We start from the raw sequence: 17,689 nt of genomic DNA, 5'->3' as shown, positions 1-17,689 counted from the left end.
TTCAAACTGCATTTTGCTGGCTGCGTTCGTTATGCTTCCCCTCCTTGGGACTCACGAGCGAACGCTTGTCGGGTCAATGCAACTCGAATTATTTTTGGGTAGAGATCGCTGAGCGATCGGTCAAAATACGCAGGGTCACGGATTCAACCTGATCCTGCGTTTCTTTATGGTGGCGAACCATATGCGCTGTTTTCAGGTGCGCATCTAAATGCGCATGAGATTCCCAACGCTCAAGCATGAAAATGGTATCTGGTGCTAAGGTTTGCGGCTCAATGGCTGGCAGCATGTCAGTCAACGGTGCGTACTGATAGCAACCTTCTTCAGCTAACACTTCGGCCTGCAAGGCTTGAAAACGTTTAACGATCTCATCGAGATGGCCAGATCGAACTTTGATTTCAGCTATAACGGTAATCATGGCGATGCCTTATTTTTGAGCGAAAACGGTCGCTAAATGATCGCGGTAACAAGCGATATTGTGTTCAACGTTTGGATTCTTGATAACGTCGGTACACAGGAACGTTGGCAGGCGGGTCATACCCAAGAATTCATTGGCTTTGTGGAAATGCATGTACAAACCGTCAACCCCTTGGCCGTGGAAGAACTGATCCGGATCGTCAAACGCTTCCTGTGGTGCGTTCCAGGTCAGAGACAACATATGTTTCTTACCCTGAATTAAACCGCCTGAACCATATTTTTTGCTGGCATCAGAACGGGTACGACCATCGCTGGCATACAGGCGGCCGTGACCTTCAGTGAAGACTTCATCGATGTATTTTTTCACGATCCACGGCTCACCCATCCACCAGCCTGGCATCTGATAAATCACCACGTCGGCCCACAGATAATTTTCAATTTCTTGCTCTACTTCATAGCCGTGATCGATAGTGGTTTCACGCACTTCATGACCCAATGCAGACAGCGTTTCTTTGGCAACTTCATGCAGCGTGGTATTCAGTTGCCCTTTAGAGTGACCGAAAGCTTTCATACCATTGATTAGGAAAATCTTGCTCATAATGCAAACTCCTCAAGCGGCGCAGTGAAAAATGGACGCCGTGTTGTTATTCAATAAATTCGTTAGCGACTGAAGTAATTATCACACTCTTTATTTTTATAAAATAGGTGATATGAATCACAACACCTTTGCGTAACAGTCAATAATTGAGAGGGGAATAGGAATAATCTCGTCATCAACCCGCGCGAGAGTGGGTAGCAAACAGACGCTGAAATAGCGTAGAGAGCAGGATAGGGAAGCAACGGGCGCTGAGTCAGCTTAGAATTTGCACCGGATTGGGACGGATCAGAATGGATAAACCCTGAGAAAAATATTCCGCCCAATCCTGCACACGGAGGATTGGGCGGGGCGTCACATTACGCTACAGGTTTAGCAATAATGCTACGGGTTTCCATACGAACTTCTGTCAGATAGACCTGCAGGTTATCACCGGTTTGATACACGGTTTCACCTTTAATCTGTACACTGCCAGTCTCTTGACTGCACACCAACTCGTCGCGGACAGCATGAATAAAGGACGATGGGATAAACGCTATTGCACCATTATCAACCAGACGAACGCGCATTCCGCCACGAGAGATGTCGATGATTTCAGCATTGAAGTGAATTGCTGGATCAACTTTGTCTTTCAGGAAGCGTGCATATAGCCAATCCCCGACGTCACGCTCGGCCATACGGTTCAAGCGGCGGCGTTCTGCCATTTGCACCGTGATAGATTCATCGGGGCGCTGAGCCGGTTTGTCGGCAATTAATGCCTTCAGCAAGCGATGATTGACCATGTCACCGTATTTACGAATCGGCGAGGTCCAGGTCGCGTAAGCCTCCAAACCTAGGCCATAGTGCGGGCCAGGCTCAGTGCTGATTTCGGCAAACGTCTGGAAACGCCGCACACGGCTATCAAGGAACGTCGTCGGCAGCGAATCCAGATGGCGACGTAGCTCACAGAAGCCTTGCAACGTCAGCAATGCTTCGGCATTAGCCGCCACATCGTTGGCTTGCAAAATGCTCACGGCTTGTTCAACTAGCGCCGGGGCGAAACCAGAATGGGTATTATAGACACCAAAGCCCAAGCGATCGCGCAGGACGATAGCAGCACAGACGTTGGCGGTGATCATGCACTCTTCAACGATACGGTTTGCTACACGGCGATGCTCGGCAATGATATCCACCACGCTGCCTTTCTCACCTAAAACAAAGCGGTAATCAGGACGGTCTTTAAATACCAATGCGTGCTGTTGGCGCCAGTTTGAGCGCGAATCGGCTAAACGATGCAGCAAACGCACCTGCTGTTCAATCTGCGCGTTCTCTGGTTTCCAGCTACCCACGCCTTCCAGATAGTCTGAAACTTCGTCGTAGACCAGTTTCGCTTTGGACTCAATCCAACCGGCAAAGAAGCGGATATCGTCAGAGATCGCACCGTCTTGCGCGACGGTTACGCGGCACAGCAACGCTGGACGACGTTCGTTGGCGCGCAATGAGCACAGGTCATCTGACAGATCGCGCGGCAACATCGGGATATTAAAGCCGGGCAGGTAAGTGGTGAATGCACGTACCTGAGCGATTTTGTCCAGCTCGGAACCTTGCTCGACATAAGCCGTTGGATCGGCGATAGCGATTGTCAGCGCCAGAGAACCCTCTTCAGTCTCCTGCACATACAGCGCATCATCCATATCTTCCGTGCTGGCGCTATCGATGGTGACGAACGGCAGTGCGGTGAGGTCTTCACGCTGTAAACCTTCTTCATGCATTTCGCTACCAGACCATTCAGGCGCACTGCGATCCAGACCGTGGCGCGCGAGAGTCACCCACCATGGCGCGAAATCATCGCCACCGTCGGTGATGTAGGTGGTGATATTGGCAAAGAAGGTACGATCGCCTTTCAGTGGATGGCGATTCATTTCAGCAACGACCCAGTCGCCTTGCTTAAATTCATGCGTCACCGTGTTGTCAGCCCGGCAAGGGATGGCATCTTTGAGTAACGGATGATCAGGAATGATGGACAGTCGGTTGTCACCGTCTTTTTTCTGCACACGACCAACGAAGCGAGTCAGGAAAGGTTCAACCAACTCTTCCGGCTCAACAACTTCACGATCTTTCTCAGTGTGAACAGCAGCCAGAACGCGGTCACCGTGCATGACTTTTTTCATGTACGGAGGCGGAATGAAATAGCTTTTCTGAGCGTCAACTTCCAAGAAGCCAAAGCCTTTGTCGGTCCCTTTTACGACGCCTTCAACGCGTGGAGTCTGGGAATGCAGTTGCTGTTTAAGCTGTGCGAGCAGCGGGTTATCCTGAAACATAGTATTGAAACGTAGATTCCGGCAGGTGGATGAAGTGAGTGACCTCAAGGGCGGTTCACATTTTTACGCGAATCAGCCCCTATGAGCAAGCCCCCGTTTCGACTGTGGGTGAAATGTTCAGCGATTCTGCTAAAACAGTTCATTCCCCCAGCGAAACAAGTAACCTCTGGCTCCAAGCCGCGGTAGCAAGGGCAATAATGAGCTCAAGAATTTCGCCGTGGGTGAGTCCTGATTGGCTCAAGGATGCGACGTGTGCAGGAGTGAATCGGTAGGGCGTTTGGGAAAGGGTAATACTGGCCTGAATAATAGCGCGTTCGCGACGGCTACATTGGGCAATAGCACTAACAGGATCGGCCAACACGGCATCGGCTTGTAAGCGATGTTTACTTAGCAACAGATAGCGCCGTGCATGATGTTGACTACCGCGACGACAACCGTTCAGTCGAGCGCTGACTAAAAATGCCAACTCGCGTAGCGGCTGGCGTAGGCGGTCACTACAGTTATATCCGTCGGTGAATAACTGAGTACTCACGTCGGCCGCTTCGCCGTTGTGCATGTTGATAAGCATCAGCGCGATGGCCAGTCCTGAGGGAGCGCCGCATACCGCAATGGGAGACAGCGAAGCATCCACACCCAGTGGCAGCCAAGGCCGCCATGCGGCAGATAATTCTGCGGGTAACGCACTAAGCTCCAAAGGGGGAAATATCGTCGGCTCGGAAGGGAGCGGATGACCGGAGAGCGCAGATGTTCCCGCAATGAGTCTCGCTTGCAGGCATACCAGACCGATAATTTGCGAGAGAGTCACAATATCAGGGTAAGAGAGCTTAACGGCACGTAGCGCCCGCAGGTTTTGCTTGCTGCTGCGGGTAGGATCCCATGCCAAGAGCCGTGCATGTTCGGTGATCTGCGCCAGTCGCTGATTACTCTCGCGCGTGTTATGCGGGCAGTGCAGCGGGGCGAGCTGTTTGGCGTAGAACGTGCTCAACGGCGTCACCTGTGAAACCTGCGCGACAGTGAGCGCAATGCTTAAGCGATCATAGTGTGAAAGCGAGTGCTCGCGTGTGATGTTAGGGGCTACGCCTAATAGCTGGGTATAGGCATCCCCCACTAACTGGAAATAAGCCTCACGTTCAGTGTGTTGGTCAAACAGGGCAAAGCGCCCTTGAGTCAGAGGCAGGCTATTATCCACATCGTGCGATGAGGAAGAGCGTGAGCTAAAAACCGTAAGCGGCGAAGTCGATCGCTCCATGGTGTATCCTTCAGGCATCTTACGAAAAAAGGGTGAACCCTTTATGAAACAGCCTACTATCCTTGCTTAATGTGGTTGGCAGATGAAATATTGTTAAGGAATAGGCTAGGTTGAAAAGGAATAACTGCAGGGGATGAGAAGCTAACATAAAAAAATCCCCAGCCTAGGCCGGGGATTTGTCGTGCAGAACAAACGGTAGGAAATTAATCCAGTTCCAGCTCGTTCATTGCCGCGATGTTGAAGCCACCATCAACGTGCAGGATTTCACCGGAGATACCGCCCGCCAGTGGAGAGCACAGGAAGGCTGCGGAGTTACCCACATCTTCGATGGTCACGGTGCGACGAATAGGCGTAACGGCTTCGCAATGTGCCAGCATTTTACGGAAGTTTTTGATACCGGATGCAGCCAGAGTGCGGATTGGACCTGCGGAGATACCGTTAACACGGATGCCTTCAGGGCCCATGGCGTTTGCCATATAGCGTACGTTTGCTTCCAGAGACGCTTTAGCCAGACCCATAACGTTGTAGTTAGGGATAGCGCGCTCTGCACCCAGATAGGACAGAGTCAGCAGACCAGCGCCTGGATTCAGCATGGTGCGGCAAGCTTTTGCCATCGCAACGAAGCTGTAAGAGCTGATGTCGTGAGCGATTTTGAAACCGTCGCGCGTGACCGCATTCACATAGTCGCCGTCCAACTGGTCGCCTGGAGCGAAACCAATGGAGTGAACGAAACCGTCGAATTTAGGCCAAGATTTTGCCAGCTCAGCAAACATCGCATCGATGCTTTCGTCTTCTGCTACGTCACATGCCAGAACCAGATTAGAACCCAACTGAGCGGCGAATTCTTCTACGCGAGATTTCAGTTTGTCATTCTGGTAGGTGAAAGCCAGCTCAGCGCCTTCACGGTGCATAGCCTGTGCGATACCGTAGGCAATGGAGAGTTTACTGGCTACGCCAGTGATCAGAATGCGCTTACCGGTAAGAAAACCCATACAATAATCCTTGTAGTCTTGGTTTGCGTTACCCTTCATCCTCGTTGCAGCCATAAGCAGCCTCAATGAATTCGGGGAACTAAATGCAAACTGTTATATGCGGCGGAAAACAGAGTGGTGCAAAAAGAAACACGTTTGTTAATCCGTCCAGCACTTGTGTTAATAAAACTAAACCGAGCGATTCTATCACGCTTGATTCACTGTGGAATGCTTTTGATGCTCTGCTCGGATCAGTGGTTGATTTCTAGGCTGTTATTGGTGCTAAAACAGCTGATTAGAAAACTCCGCCGTCGCGGCGCCATGCATCCGCCGTTAACGCCTCGCCAAAATGACTATTGATTAAGCGTTTAGTCTGCTCATGCAGCGGTGCAGCCAATACTTCAGAAGTGCTGCCGCGTTCTACCACTTCACCATGATGCATGACCATCACCTGATCGCTGATGTGTTTCATCATGCCTAAATGCTGAGTCACATAGATATAGGCGATACCATGCTTTTGTTGTAGTTCTAACATCAAATTAATGATCTGCGAGCGCATCGACATGTCTAGCGACGCCAGCGCTTCATCCGCCACAATCACCTGCGGCTGTAAAATTAACGCGCGCGCCAGCGCAATACGTTGAATCTGTCCTGATGCCAGCATGTGAGGGTAGTAGTAAGCATGGTCTGAACGCAGGCCGACCTGACGCAGCGTTTCATTGATGCGTTGCTCGCGTTCGGGTGCATCTAGCTCCGTGTTTAACCGGAGCGGCACATCCAATATTTGACCGATACGCTGGCGAGGATTGAGCGACGTCGACGGATCTTGAAAAATCATGCGGATGCGCTGGCTCCGATAGCGAAAATCACCGTAGTGCAGCTGTTTATCATCAATCACGATGTCGCCAGCGGTGGGCTCAATCATACCGGAAAGCATTTTTGCCAGCGTCGATTTCCCCGAACCATTCTCGCCGATGATGGCCAACGTTTGTCCCTCTCGCAGCGTAAAGCTTACCGGTTTAACCGCTTCAAGATTCTGACGGCGGAACAAGCCGGTGCGATAGCGGAAAGTCTTTTGCAGATTATGCACTTCCAGTAGCGTACTCATTGCGTCTCCTCCATGTTGAGCGGGAAGTGGCAGGCAAATTTATGCGCTTTAACGGTTCGCAACGGCGGCGTTTCAATGCACTTTTTCTGCGCATAAGGACAACGCGGTCCTAGTCGACAGCCAATAGGCAAATGCTCGAGCGACGGAATGGCACCCGGCAGCGTATTGAGACGGCTTTTATGTGGCAATGCGCGGCCAAAATCTGGCATCGCACGAATCAGCGCCTGCGTATAAGGATGGTGTGGGGTGACCAAAATCTCTTCACAGGTGGCGCTTTCTACCGTTTGCCCGCAGTACATGACGTTGATGCGGTCGGCCCATTTACTCATCATTTGCAGGTCATGACTGATCAGCAAAATGGTGGTGTTATTGTTTTGATTCATGCGCGACAGCAGGCGGAAAATTTGTGCCTGAGTGGTGGGCTCCATCGCATTGGTCGGTTCGTCAGCAATCAACAAGCGCGGCTGGTTTGCTAAAGCAATAGCGATCATCACTTTCTGGCATTCGCCTTCGGTAAGCTCATACGGAAAACTGCGCATGATATCTTTGTGATCTTTAATGCCGACGCGGTGCAGCAGCTCAATGGCGCGACGCTTGCGCCAGTGGAATCGTTGCCACCAGCGACCTTTGTAGGTCCAGCCGGGAATCGCCTGAATAACCTGTTTACCAATGCTTTCAGAGGGATCCAAACAGGACTGTGGCTCTTGAAAAATCATCGACACGTTATGGCCGACCAAGCGGCGTCGCTGACGTGGCGTCAGGCGCAGTAAATCAATGTCATCAAAGCGGAAACGATCGGCGGTTACTTTCCAGTTATCTTTGGTGACGCCGCAGATTGCTTTGGCAATCAGACTTTTTCCTGAGCCGGATTCGCCCACCAATCCGCGCACTTCACCTTCGGTTAGCGTAAGACTCACGCGATCGACGGCTTTGACCGGCCCTTCGGCAGTCATAAATTCAATTGTCAGGTTACGAATATCAAGTAACGGCATTTTGCTTCCTATTCCACGCCTGCGTTGATCGCTCGGCGCATTCCGTCGCCTAATAAATTCACCAGCAGCACGCTTATCATGATAGCCGCGCCCGGCAACATAACCGTCCATGGAGCGACATACACCAGCTCCAGCGAATCGCCTAGCATTGCCCCCCACTCGGGAGACGGCAGCTGCGCCCCGAGGTCGAGAAAACCGAGTGCCGCGATATCTAAAATTGCCATCGAAAGGGCACGGGTGAATTCACCCACCAGTACGCCAGCGATGTTAGGTAATACTGAATCCCAGAGGATGAACCACGTGGATGCGCCGTCTAGACGTGCGGCAACGACGTACTCTTTTTCCAACTCTTCGTGTACCGAGGTATAAACCTCGCGCACCATATGTGGTAACAGTGCTAGCCACACGGCCAGCATAGCGTGTTCCAGACGCGGTCCCATAAAAGCGACGACGACAATCGCTAGCAACAGGGAAGGGATTGAGAGCAGCGTATCCAGAATATGATTCAGGATCGCCGAGCGTAAACCATGCGTCACACCGGCCAAAATACCGATAATCACACCAAAAATACTGGCGGCGATGGTGACAATCAAAGCAGAGCCAAATGTCGGCGCAACACCGCATAACAGGCGGCTAAGAATATCGCGGCCTAAATCGTCGGTGCCGAGGAAAAATGACACGTTCCCGTAACGCGACCACGACGGTGGCAGCAGTTGGTAGCCGAGAAATTGTTGGTCTAGCGCATACGGCGCCAGCATGCTGCCAAAGAAACATAGCGCTATCAGCAGCAGTACGCCGTACAGACCAATCATGGCGAGCGTATCGGCATGAAAATGCAGCCACGTCTGACGCAGTGGGCTAGGTACGCGTTTTTCGCGGTATACGTTATCGAAGTGCATACCATTCCTTATGTTTCAATGGATTTGTCAGTGCGCCCACGATATCAGACAGCACGTTCACGATTAACACCAGAGAACCGACGAGCATCACGCCCGCAGAGATAGCAGCAAAATCCTGCTGGCGAATGGCGTTAATCATCCAGCGGCCTAGCCCCGGCCAGCTAAATACCACTTCAGTAATCATCGCCAGTGTCAGCATGGTGGAAAACTGTAGTCCCAGCTTCGGGATAATCGGCGGCAGCGCATTATGCAACACATGACGACGGATAATGGTAAATCGGGTCAAACCACGCGTAGCGGCGGCTTTAATATAATTCTGGCTGACGACGTTATCGGTACTGATCCTCATTAGGCGGATCACTTCGGTCATTGGAACCAGCGCAAGCGCAGTAACGGGCAGGATGATATGGCGAGCGACACTCATCAGCATGGCATCACGATAAGGTGAGTCCGACAGCCAAGCATCAATTAAGGCAAAACCGGTCACGTTTTTCATCGGATAGAGCAGATCGTAGCGGCCTGATACCGGCAGCCATCCTAGATGCAGCGAAAAGAACAGCATCAACAAAATGGCTAGCCAGAAAACCGGCATCGAATAGCCAAACAGCGCCAACGCGCTGATGGCGCCGTCTTGCCATTTTCCCCGTAGCAGACCGGCGATAATCCCCAGAGGAATACCGACAATCAATGCCAACATAAAGGCCAAAATGCATAGCTCCATGGTGGCTGGGAAGACTTCTTTCAGTTGCTCCACGATCAGTTGGCCGTTGATGCTGGAAACACCAAAGTCACCTTGAAATAGGCTATGCACGTAAAAGCTGTATGCATCAATCAGCGATGCTCCGCCAAGCGGCGCATGTGGCGTGAAATAGAGCAGGCTAAAGCCGACCAGCGATAGAAAGAATATCGTGACCAACAGCAACAGCAGTCGACGCAAAGTGAAGATAATCATGGTTTATCCTCCGCGCTGGCAGGGGCATCTGCGGCAGACGTTGGTGGGCCTGCGTCAGGATCGTTAGCCACTTCGGGCTCGGGTTGTTTTTCACGATAGACGCCGGCGAATGACGCGTTACCAAATGGGCTCAATACGAGTCCTTTGATGTCATAACGATAGGCCTGAAGACGCAATGATGAGGCCAACGGTAGAATCGGTAGCTGTTCTTCGAGAATTTTTTGTGCGTCCTGATAGTCTTCGATGCGCTGAGAAAGCTGTTGTGACAACAATGCCTTGTGCAGCAGAGAATCGAATGAGGGATCGCACCAGTGCGCTAAGTTAGTCTGCGACTGAATGGCGGCGCAGCTCAGCAACGGACGGAAGAAACTGTCTGGGTCATTACTGTCGGTCGCCCAGCCAGAAAGCGTCATGTCATGGCTCATATCGCTCAAGCGCGCTTCTTGGAAACGGCCTTCAACCGGAACGATGCTCACTTTAATGCCCACCTGCGCCATGTCAGCCTGAATGAGCTCTGCGGTTTTTAGCGGGCTTGGGTTATAGGCCTGAGAGGCGGTCGGTACCCAAAGCTGAAGATGCAAGTTGGTGACGCCGGCCTGCTTCAGCAACTCACGTGATTTTTCAGGATTGTATTCAGTGATTTTAGCTTCGCTATCATACGCCCAAGAGGCACGAGGCAGCAGAGACGCGGCAGTTTCCGCCGTACCATAATAGATTGACTGCATCAGGCGCTGGTTATTAATCGAGTAGGCAATAGCTCGGCGCACATCAAGATTATCCAGCGGCGGTTTGCGCGTATTAAATGCCAAATAAGCAACGTTCATCCCTGGGCGAAGCGTAAGGCGCAGGCGAGGGTCATCGCGCAAAATACTGAGCTGGCTGGCGGCGGGATAGGCCAGCACGTCGCATTCGCCGGTCAATAGTTTGGATAAACGTCCAGTGCCCCCGGCACCGAGATCGATAATCACCTGAGGCATACGAGGTTTGCCTTTCCAGAACGCGTCATTGCGATCCAGACGGATATATTGTCCCGCGTGATACTCATTCAGCATAAACGGACCGGTACCCACGGGCAGACGGTCAATTTCTTCTTCCTTTCCTTTTTTAGCCAGATTGTTGGCGTATTCGGCGGAAAGGATCGGCGCGTAGTGGGTGGCTAAGTGCCATAAGAAAGATGCGTCGGGCTGTTTCAGCCGAATTTCAACCGTCGAGTTATCCAGTTTGCGCACGCTTTGCACGGCGTCGCTAAATTGGAGACTTTCGAAATAAGGATAGTGACCGCCATTCACGTTGTGGTACGGATGCTTGGGATCAAACATGCGGTTGAAACTAAAAACCACGTCGTCGGCGTTCATCTTGCGCGTAGGTTTAAACCAGTCGGTGGTCTGGAAAGGCACATCTTTACGCAGATGCAACACGTAGGTTGCGCCGCCGTCTAACACTTCCCAGCTTTGTGCTAATTCAGGGATTAAACGGTAGGTATAAGGGTCAACGTCTAGCAGACGATCGTAAAGCTGCGCAGCCAGAGTATCGACGGTCAGACCACTGCTGGCCATTTGCGGGTTGAAGGTATTGAGTATCCCGCTGACACAATAAATAAAACCGCTCTGACGGATATCCGGCAGCGGTTTGAGTTGGGTCGTAGGGGCAATATCGGCTGCTGTCGCAACGGCAGACAGGCAACTTAATGCCAGCATCAGGGTTTTTAGACCACGCATAAACGCTTCAAGAGGTTGTTGAGCAAAGTGTTTAGTGTAACGTACATTGGCTGGCAGCCCAATCATTCCAGTTAAGCGATAGGGTTATTTGCCTCATGCTTAACCAATCCTATCGATAAGCATATGTTAGAAACCGCAAATCAGCGGGTTTTATAGCAAATATTCAGTGCGGGAAAGCGCCTGTAGTGTGATGCGACGCACGGGCTACATACAAATAAGAAAAATTCCCAACAAAATGCTTTACAGATCGTACTGATAACTATTATCATTCAATCGTTCTTTAGAGACGCCTCCTCAGGGCATTCACTTCTCTTAAGAGCACGACATTGCTCACATTGCTTCCAGATCTACTTTATAGCCAGCCGGGTGCTGGCTTTTTTTTTGCCTCAATGTCCAATCTCGTCTTTGTGCTTCTATCCGAGCGCCTGCCGTCAGCCCTGAATGTCCAGCTTTTTCATGATCCCACGCAGCTGATGATAGGTAAGATTTAATAATTGAGCGGCTTGCCTCTGATTGTGTCGGCTTTGCTGCAGCGCCTGAATGATAATCTGCTTTTCGCTTGCCGCCAGCCACTCTTTCAAATCGAGAGGGAGAGTAGGCTGCTGTGACGCACTGACCGCCGCGGGGTCGCCAGACGGTGGTTGCGGCAACGCGACAATTTGGGACTTAAAAGGATTAATGACGATCGCGTCCAGCAGCTCTGGTGAGTCGCCATGCCGATAAACCGAACGCTCCACGACGTTTTTCAGTTCACGGATATTGCCCGGCCAAGAGTAATTCAGCAGCGTTTCCCGCGCGTCATCGCTGAATCCGGGGAAAAAAGATAAACCCAATTCGCCACACATTTGCATGGCAAAGTGTTCAGCGAGCAGCATGATGTCACTGCGACGTTCGCGTAGTGGGGGAAGTTGGATAACGTCGAAGGCCAGTCGGTCTAACAGATCCGCGCGAAAAGTGCCCTCAGCAGCCAACGCGGGTAAATCCGCATTAGTTGCACAGACTAAACGCACATCGACCTGCAACGGTTGGCTACCGCCCACGCGCTCCAGATGACCATATTCGATGACTCGCAGCAGTTTTTCCTGAATCAACATCGGCGCAGTCGCCAGTTCATCCAAGAATAGCGTCCCGCCGTCGGCACGCTCGAATCGTCCTAGATGGCGTTTTTGCGCCCCGGTAAATGCACCGGCTTCATGGCCAAAAAGCTCGGAGTCCAGCAAATTATCGTTAAGCGCTGCGCAGTTCAGGGATACAAACGGCCCCTGCCAACGATGAGACAAATAATGTAAGCGGTGGGCAATCAACTCTTTACCCGTACCGCGCTCACCGATGATCAGTACCGGTTTATTTAGCTTCGCCAGCTGTGACGTCTGCTCTAACACCTCAAGAAAACTATTGGCTTGACCGAGCATGTTTTCAATATTGTCTGACATCGCCACTCTCCGCTTAGTGAATTTCACCATCTGTTAGTTAAAATCATCACACCATGTTTTACCCCTAGGTGGCAATGTTTTTTAATTATTCTTTAAATAACAGTGAAATACGATTAATTGCAAAGTTGGCACGATACTTGATTATATCTTTGCGAGGCAGTAAATCATTTTAACAACGGATGTGCCGACTGAATGCACGCCGAATAATGAGGATAGTAATCATGGGTATTTTTTCTCGTTTCGCCGACATCGTAAACGCCAACATCAACACCTTGCTGGATAAAGCAGAAGATCCACAGAAGCTGGTTCGCCTGATGATCCAGGAAATGGAAGATACTCTGGTAGAGGTGCGTTCGACTTCCGCTCGGGCTTTAGCGGAGAAAAAACAGCTGATGCGCCGTATTGAGCAGGGTGAAACCCAGCTGAATGAGTGGCAGGAAAAAGCCGAGTTAGCGCTGCGTAAAGATAAAGAAGACTTGGCACGTGCGGCATTAATCGAAAAACAGCGTGTTAGTGATTTATTAACTACGCTGCGTCATGAAGTGAGCAACGTGGAAGAAACGTTGGATCGTATGAAGCGTGAAATCACTGAATTGGAAAGCAAGCTGACAGAAACGCGTGCTCGCCAGCAGGCTTTGGCTCTGCGCCAGCAGGCTGCCGCTTCATCTCGAGAGGTTCGTCGCCAGTTAGACAGCGGCAAACTAGACGAAGCAATGGCGCGTTTTGAACAGTTTGAGCGCCGTATTGACCATATGGAAGCCGAAGCGGAAACCATGGGTTTAGGCAAAAAGAAATCACTAGATCAAGAGTTTGCCGATCTCAAAGCCGATGATGAAATCGGCCAACAACTGGCCGCGTTGAAAGCCAAAATGAATCGCCCTGAATAAGCGCGATGGGTAATCGAATCACCGGAGTTATGGAATGCGTCTATAACTCCGGAAAAGGAATAGACTGTTGCTAACAGCGTTACTCGAATAAACGGCTTTACGCGAATAATAAGGAATTCATGATGGGCTACCTTTTTCTTGCCATCCCTCTGACCATTTTTGTTTTGTTTGTATTACCCGTCTGGCTATGGCTGCACTACAGCAATCGTCAGCAAAATGACAGCGTGCTGCAAGCGCAAGAAGTTCAGCGTTTAGCACAACTGAATGAAGAAGCGCAGCGTATGCGTCAGCGCATTAGTGCACTCGAATCCATTCTGGATGCCGAACATCCAAACTGGAGGGACGCTTAATGACAATGCCAATGAGCGGTAAAAAATTGTATCGCATTCCAGAACGCGGCGTCGTGAAAGGGGTTTGTGCTGGCTTGGCTGAATACATGGGCGTGCCGGTCGCACTGGTTCGCGTTATGGCGGTGCTGTCGATTTTTTGCGGCCTGTTTATCATCACCGCCATTTTGTACATGGTGCTGGCGATGACGCTGCCAACGGCGAGCTCTGCCGATTTGAGCGGCGCACAGCAACCCACTGCACGCCAGCAAATGCAAGTGGTTACGGTAGATCTCAACGAATGTGAGCAACGCTTGCGCCGAATAGAGCGCTATGTCACCTCGGAAACCTTTGGCGTAAATCGCCGTTTCCGCGATCTATAAATTTATTCGCCAAGGGCTAGGGGGAAAACAATGAGTCAATTTAAACCTGCTGATATGCTGCGTGCAGGTGGCCGTCAGGCTCGGCGTTATCTGCCTGGTCTGCTGAAAAACGGTTTACTTTTGGGGCTCACCTTTGCCCCAGCCGGTATTGCCGCCGGTGTATTGCGTTATGTGACGTGGCGGCCACTGCGTTGGTTGTTAATATGGGGATTAGAACCTTTATTACAGCGAGCGGTTCGTCAGGCAACGTCCCGTTATCGTCACGGAGCTGAAAAACCATAACGGCTGCGTGTAAGGAGAGGAATGAAAAGGCTACAAAATGAAATCGCGTCTTTGGTTAACCGTGGTGTCGACCGCCATTTACGATTGGCGGTGACTGGGCTAAGCCGAAGCGGAAAAACCGCATTTATCACTTCTCTGGTTAATCAGCTTTTGCATATTCACAGCGGCGCTCGTTTACCGCTGTTTTCTGCCGTGCGTGAAGAGCGCATTTTAGGCGCTAAGCGCGTGCCGCAGCGCGATCTCGGCGTGGCGCGCTTTACCTATGATGAAGGGCTATCACAACTTTACGGTGAGCCACCTATGTGGCCAACGCCAACGCGCGGCGTGAGTGAGATCCGTTTAGCGCTTAAGTTCCGCAGTAACGATTCGTTGTTACGCCATTTTAAAGATACATCGACCCTGTATTTGGAAATCGTTGATTATCCGGGGGAATGGCTGCTGGATTTACCGATGCTGGAGCAGGACTATCTGAGCTGGTCGCGGCAGATGAACGGACTGCTACAAGGGCAACGCAAAGAGTGGGCGGCGGAATGGCTGGCGCTGTGCGCAAAGTGCGACCCACTGGCTCCGGCCGATGAAAAACAGTTGGCGGCAATTTCGCAGGCATACACCGATTACCTGCTTCGTTGTAAAAACGAAGGGCAGCACTTTATTCAACCAGGGCGCTTTGTTTTACCGGGCGATCTGGCTGGCGCGCCAGCGTTACAGTTTTTCCCGTGGCCGCAGGTGGTTGATGTGGGTGAGTCAAAATTGGCTCAGGCAGATAAACATACCAATATTGGCATGCTGCGCTCACGCTATCACTATTATTGCAATGAAGTTGTGAAAGGCTTTTATAAAGAACACTTTGTGCGTTTTGATCGCCAGATTGTGCTGGTGGATTGTCTACAGCCGCTCAATAGTGGACCGCAGGCGTTTAATGAAATGCGCTTAGCGCTCACTCAGCTGATGCAGAGCTTCCACTATGGCAAACGCACGCTATATCGCAGACTCTTTTCACCGTGTATTGATCGGCTGATGTTTGCCGCCACCAAAGCCGATCACGTCACGGCCGATCAGCATGCAAATTTGGTTTCTTTGCTCCAGCAGTTGGTACAAGACGCGTGGCAGAATGCCGCGTTTGAAGGTATTAGCATGGACTGCGCCGGTATCGCTTCGGTACAGGCAACACAGAGTGGCTTAGTCGATCACCACGGGCAGAAAATCCCTGCGCTGAAAGGGCATCGATTGGTTGATGACCAACCTCTGACGGTCTTCCCCGGAGAGGTTCCGGCACGTTTGCCAAATAATGAATTCTGGCAAAAACAGGGATTTCATTTTGAAGATTTTCGCCCGCAAAGCATGAATGTGGATAGCCCATTGCCGCACATCCGTATGGATAGCGTGATGGAGTTTTTATTGGGAGATAAATTGCGATGAGCGAACCGATAAAACCAAGAATTGAGTTCGATCAACCGTTGGCACCGGAGCCAGAGGTGGTGCTCAAAGCCAGCCAACAGTTTGTGGCACAAGAGGCTGATAATTTTTTGCCAGCCGAACCAGAAGTGCTGGCAGAAGAGCAGGAGGAGGGACGCGCTGAAGGCATCATTAATGCCGCACTCAAACCTAAACGCAGCCTGTGGCGGCGTATGGTTGGTGCCGGTTTGGCACTGTTTGGCGTAAGCGTCATCGCGCAGGGGGTACAATGGTTTCATCAGGCATGGGTTCAGCAAGACTGGATCGCGCTGGGTGGCACCGTCGCCGGTGGTTTGATTGTAGTGGCAGGCGTGGGATCGCTGGTGACGGAATGGCGCCGTCTTTACCGTTTACGTCAGCGCGCCGAAGAGCGTGATGTTGCTCGCGATTTGTTGCACAGCCACGGCATTGGTCAGGGAAAAGCGTTCTGCGAAAAGCTGATGCAACAGGCAAACCTCGATCAGAGCCATCCGGCGGTGCAGCGTTGGCAGGCGTCGCTGCATGAAACCCATAATGACCGTGAAGTGGTGGAACTGTATTGCAAGTTGGTGCAGCCCGTATTGGATGTTCAGGCTCGGCGCGAAATCAGCCGCTACGCAGCGGAGTCAACGTTAATGATTGCGGTCAGCCCGCTAGCGCTGGTCGATATGGCATTTATCGCTTGGCGTAACATTCGCTTGATCAACCGCATTGCGGCGCTTTATGGCATTGAGCTTGGCTACTTCAGCCGAATTCGACTGTTCCGCTTAGTGCTGCTGAACATTGCCTTTGCTGGTGCGTCTGAGCTGGTGCGAGAAGTGGGCATGGACTGGATATCACAAGATCTGGCCGCGCGCTTGTCTGCACGAGCAGCCCAAGGTATTGGTGCGGGTTTGCTAACGGCTCGTCTGGGAATTAAAGCGATGGAGCTCTGTCGTCCACTGCCGTGGCTAGAAAATGATAAACCGCGCTTGGGTGATTTCCGCAAAGAGCTTATCACGCAGTTGAAACGCGTGGCGCCGAAGAAAGCCAAAGAATCGTAGCCCGATCGTCCCCTGAGATGTGTAACCGAAAAATGCTCCTCACTGTTTAGGAGCATTTTTTTGTGCCGAATAAATATAAACCAGTGTCTTCTCAAAGCCTCTTTCCATTACCTCACTTTATCGATAGTCATAGAAATTAAATATAAGTTATCGGGATATTTCACTTCTGAATTTATGTGTTGTTATTTCTTCAGGTGAAGGCGAGTGAGAGGCACCAAACTTTGATGATGCACATATTTATTTTTTAGAAAAACATGATAATTTCAAGAATGATATTCTTGGCAATAGTACGATTTCTTGTGCTTGGAAAGATTAAGTCGGATAAGAAATCTAACAACATCACTGCCACGGAAGAACTGGTTTATATAGTAATATTAAATGGAATTTATAATTGTGGTTGGCATGCATTTAGGTGAAACATTTCTGATAAATATATAATAATAAACGGAGGTGTTTATTCTCTGAAAAATGAAATTTAGATATGTTTGAATCAAAGATTTGAATCAAGTTCTCCGTTGAGAGAACTAAATTACTCTGTGGTTAGCCACCCGAAAGCTATGTTTTCATAGATAGAATTTATTGTCATCTTGCCTAGCACACGGAGGATGCATCGGCGGTAGCGTGCCCGAGCGTACGTAAGTGTAACACTGTACTGCCACTACAGCTGTCCATCAGACGGTTTCTTTTTTTGTTAATTCGCGGA

Annotated in this window: 17 protein-coding genes; 6 read left to right on the top strand and 11 right to left on the bottom strand. The window is 50.8% G+C overall.

The features are described 5' to 3' along the window. Positions 1–88: 88 nt before the first annotated feature. The 11 genes from HMPREF3091_RS14120 to pspF all read right to left on the bottom strand — a co-directional run bounded on the left by HMPREF3091_RS14120 (position 89) and on the right by pspF (position 12,631). The gene (locus HMPREF3091_RS14120) at positions 89–415 is read right to left on the bottom strand and encodes a putative quinol monooxygenase (protein ID WP_070716529.1); all 327 of its coding nucleotides are present in this window, start codon (positions 413–415) and stop codon (positions 89–91) included. Positions 416–424: 9 nt separating this feature from the next. Continuing rightward, complete coding sequence (locus tag HMPREF3091_RS14115) at positions 425–1,012, bottom strand: NAD(P)H-dependent oxidoreductase (protein WP_070716527.1); 588 nt, start codon at positions 1,010–1,012, stop codon at positions 425–427. A gap of 356 nt (positions 1,013–1,368) precedes the next feature. Further along, on the bottom strand, positions 1,369–3,309 hold the full coding sequence (locus HMPREF3091_RS14110; protein WP_070716526.1) for an exoribonuclease II: 1,941 nt from the start codon (positions 3,307–3,309) through the stop codon (positions 1,369–1,371). Between the two features lie 139 nt (positions 3,310–3,448). Further along, positions 3,449–4,558 carry a peroxidase gene (locus tag HMPREF3091_RS14105; RefSeq protein ID WP_070716523.1) on the bottom strand — a complete coding sequence of 370 codons (1,110 nt, stop codon included), beginning with the start codon at positions 4,556–4,558 and terminating at the stop codon, positions 3,449–3,451. 203 nt (positions 4,559–4,761) lie between these two features. Next, positions 4,762–5,550, bottom strand: coding sequence for an enoyl-ACP reductase FabI (fabI, locus tag HMPREF3091_RS14100; protein ID WP_035503461.1), 789 nt, complete (start codon positions 5,548–5,550; stop codon positions 4,762–4,764). A 274-nt stretch (positions 5,551–5,824) separates the two neighbouring features. Beyond that, positions 5,825–6,637 carry a putrescine export ABC transporter ATP-binding protein SapF gene (gene sapF / locus HMPREF3091_RS14095; protein WP_004093125.1) on the bottom strand — a complete coding sequence of 271 codons (813 nt, stop codon included), beginning with the start codon at positions 6,635–6,637 and terminating at the stop codon, positions 5,825–5,827. Further along, a complete protein-coding gene (sapD, locus tag HMPREF3091_RS14090) occupies positions 6,634–7,629 on the bottom strand; it encodes a putrescine export ABC transporter ATP-binding protein SapD (RefSeq protein ID WP_004093126.1) in 996 nt (331 codons plus the stop codon). Before sapD ends, sapF begins: the two co-directional genes overlap by 4 nt. A gap of 8 nt (positions 7,630–7,637) precedes the next feature. Beyond that, positions 7,638–8,528, bottom strand: coding sequence for a putrescine export ABC transporter permease SapC (sapC, locus tag HMPREF3091_RS14085; RefSeq protein ID WP_004093127.1), 891 nt, complete (start codon positions 8,526–8,528; stop codon positions 7,638–7,640). Continuing rightward, positions 8,515–9,480, bottom strand: coding sequence for a putrescine export ABC transporter permease SapB (gene sapB / locus HMPREF3091_RS14080; protein WP_004093129.1), 966 nt, complete (start codon positions 9,478–9,480; stop codon positions 8,515–8,517). The genes sapC and sapB overlap by 14 nt, the downstream gene beginning before the upstream one ends. Beyond that, positions 9,477–11,198 (bottom strand): ABC transporter substrate-binding protein SapA, encoded by a 1,722-nt coding sequence (sapA, locus tag HMPREF3091_RS14075; protein ID WP_246839996.1) that lies wholly within the window; start codon positions 11,196–11,198, stop codon positions 9,477–9,479. The genes sapB and sapA overlap by 4 nt, the downstream gene beginning before the upstream one ends. Positions 11,199–11,629: 431 nt before the next feature. Then, positions 11,630–12,631 carry a phage shock protein operon transcriptional activator gene (gene pspF / locus HMPREF3091_RS14070; RefSeq protein WP_070716519.1) on the bottom strand — a complete coding sequence of 334 codons (1,002 nt, stop codon included), beginning with the start codon at positions 12,629–12,631 and terminating at the stop codon, positions 11,630–11,632. A gap of 221 nt (positions 12,632–12,852) precedes the next feature. On the opposite strand from pspF, the gene pspA reads away from it, so the two are divergent. The 6 genes from pspA (at position 12,853) to HMPREF3091_RS14040 (ending at position 16,986) form a co-directional block, all read left to right on the top strand. Continuing rightward, positions 12,853–13,518: a phage shock protein PspA gene (gene pspA, locus HMPREF3091_RS14065; RefSeq protein WP_035503465.1), complete on the top strand. Its 666-nt coding sequence runs from the start codon at positions 12,853–12,855 to the stop codon at positions 13,516–13,518. Positions 13,519–13,640: 122 nt separating this feature from the next. Further along, complete coding sequence (gene pspB / locus HMPREF3091_RS14060; RefSeq protein WP_035503467.1) at positions 13,641–13,868, top strand: envelope stress response membrane protein PspB; 228 nt, start codon at positions 13,641–13,643, stop codon at positions 13,866–13,868. Continuing rightward, on the top strand, positions 13,868–14,227 hold the full coding sequence (pspC, locus tag HMPREF3091_RS14055) for an envelope stress response membrane protein PspC (protein WP_004093146.1): 360 nt from the start codon (positions 13,868–13,870) through the stop codon (positions 14,225–14,227). The genes pspB and pspC overlap by 1 nt, the downstream gene beginning before the upstream one ends. A gap of 30 nt (positions 14,228–14,257) precedes the next feature. After that, complete coding sequence (locus HMPREF3091_RS14050) at positions 14,258–14,509, top strand: phage shock protein PspD (protein WP_004093148.1); 252 nt, start codon at positions 14,258–14,260, stop codon at positions 14,507–14,509. 21 nt (positions 14,510–14,530) lie between these two features. Beyond that, the gene (locus HMPREF3091_RS14045) at positions 14,531–15,928 is read left to right on the top strand and encodes a YcjX family GTP-binding protein (protein WP_004093151.1); all 1,398 of its coding nucleotides are present in this window, start codon (positions 14,531–14,533) and stop codon (positions 15,926–15,928) included. Beyond that, the gene (locus HMPREF3091_RS14040; RefSeq protein ID WP_004093153.1) at positions 15,925–16,986 is read left to right on the top strand and encodes a YcjF family protein; all 1,062 of its coding nucleotides are present in this window, start codon (positions 15,925–15,927) and stop codon (positions 16,984–16,986) included. Before HMPREF3091_RS14045 ends, HMPREF3091_RS14040 begins: the two co-directional genes overlap by 4 nt. The last annotated feature ends 703 nt before the right edge of the window (positions 16,987–17,689 follow it).

It is taken from the genome of Hafnia sp. HMSC23F03 (assembly GCF_001816025.1).
Taxonomy (GTDB): Bacteria; Pseudomonadota; Gammaproteobacteria; order Enterobacterales; family Enterobacteriaceae; genus Hafnia; species Hafnia paralvei.
The sequence above is the reverse complement of the archived record's forward strand: the minus strand, read 5'-3'. Positions and strand labels throughout refer to the sequence as shown.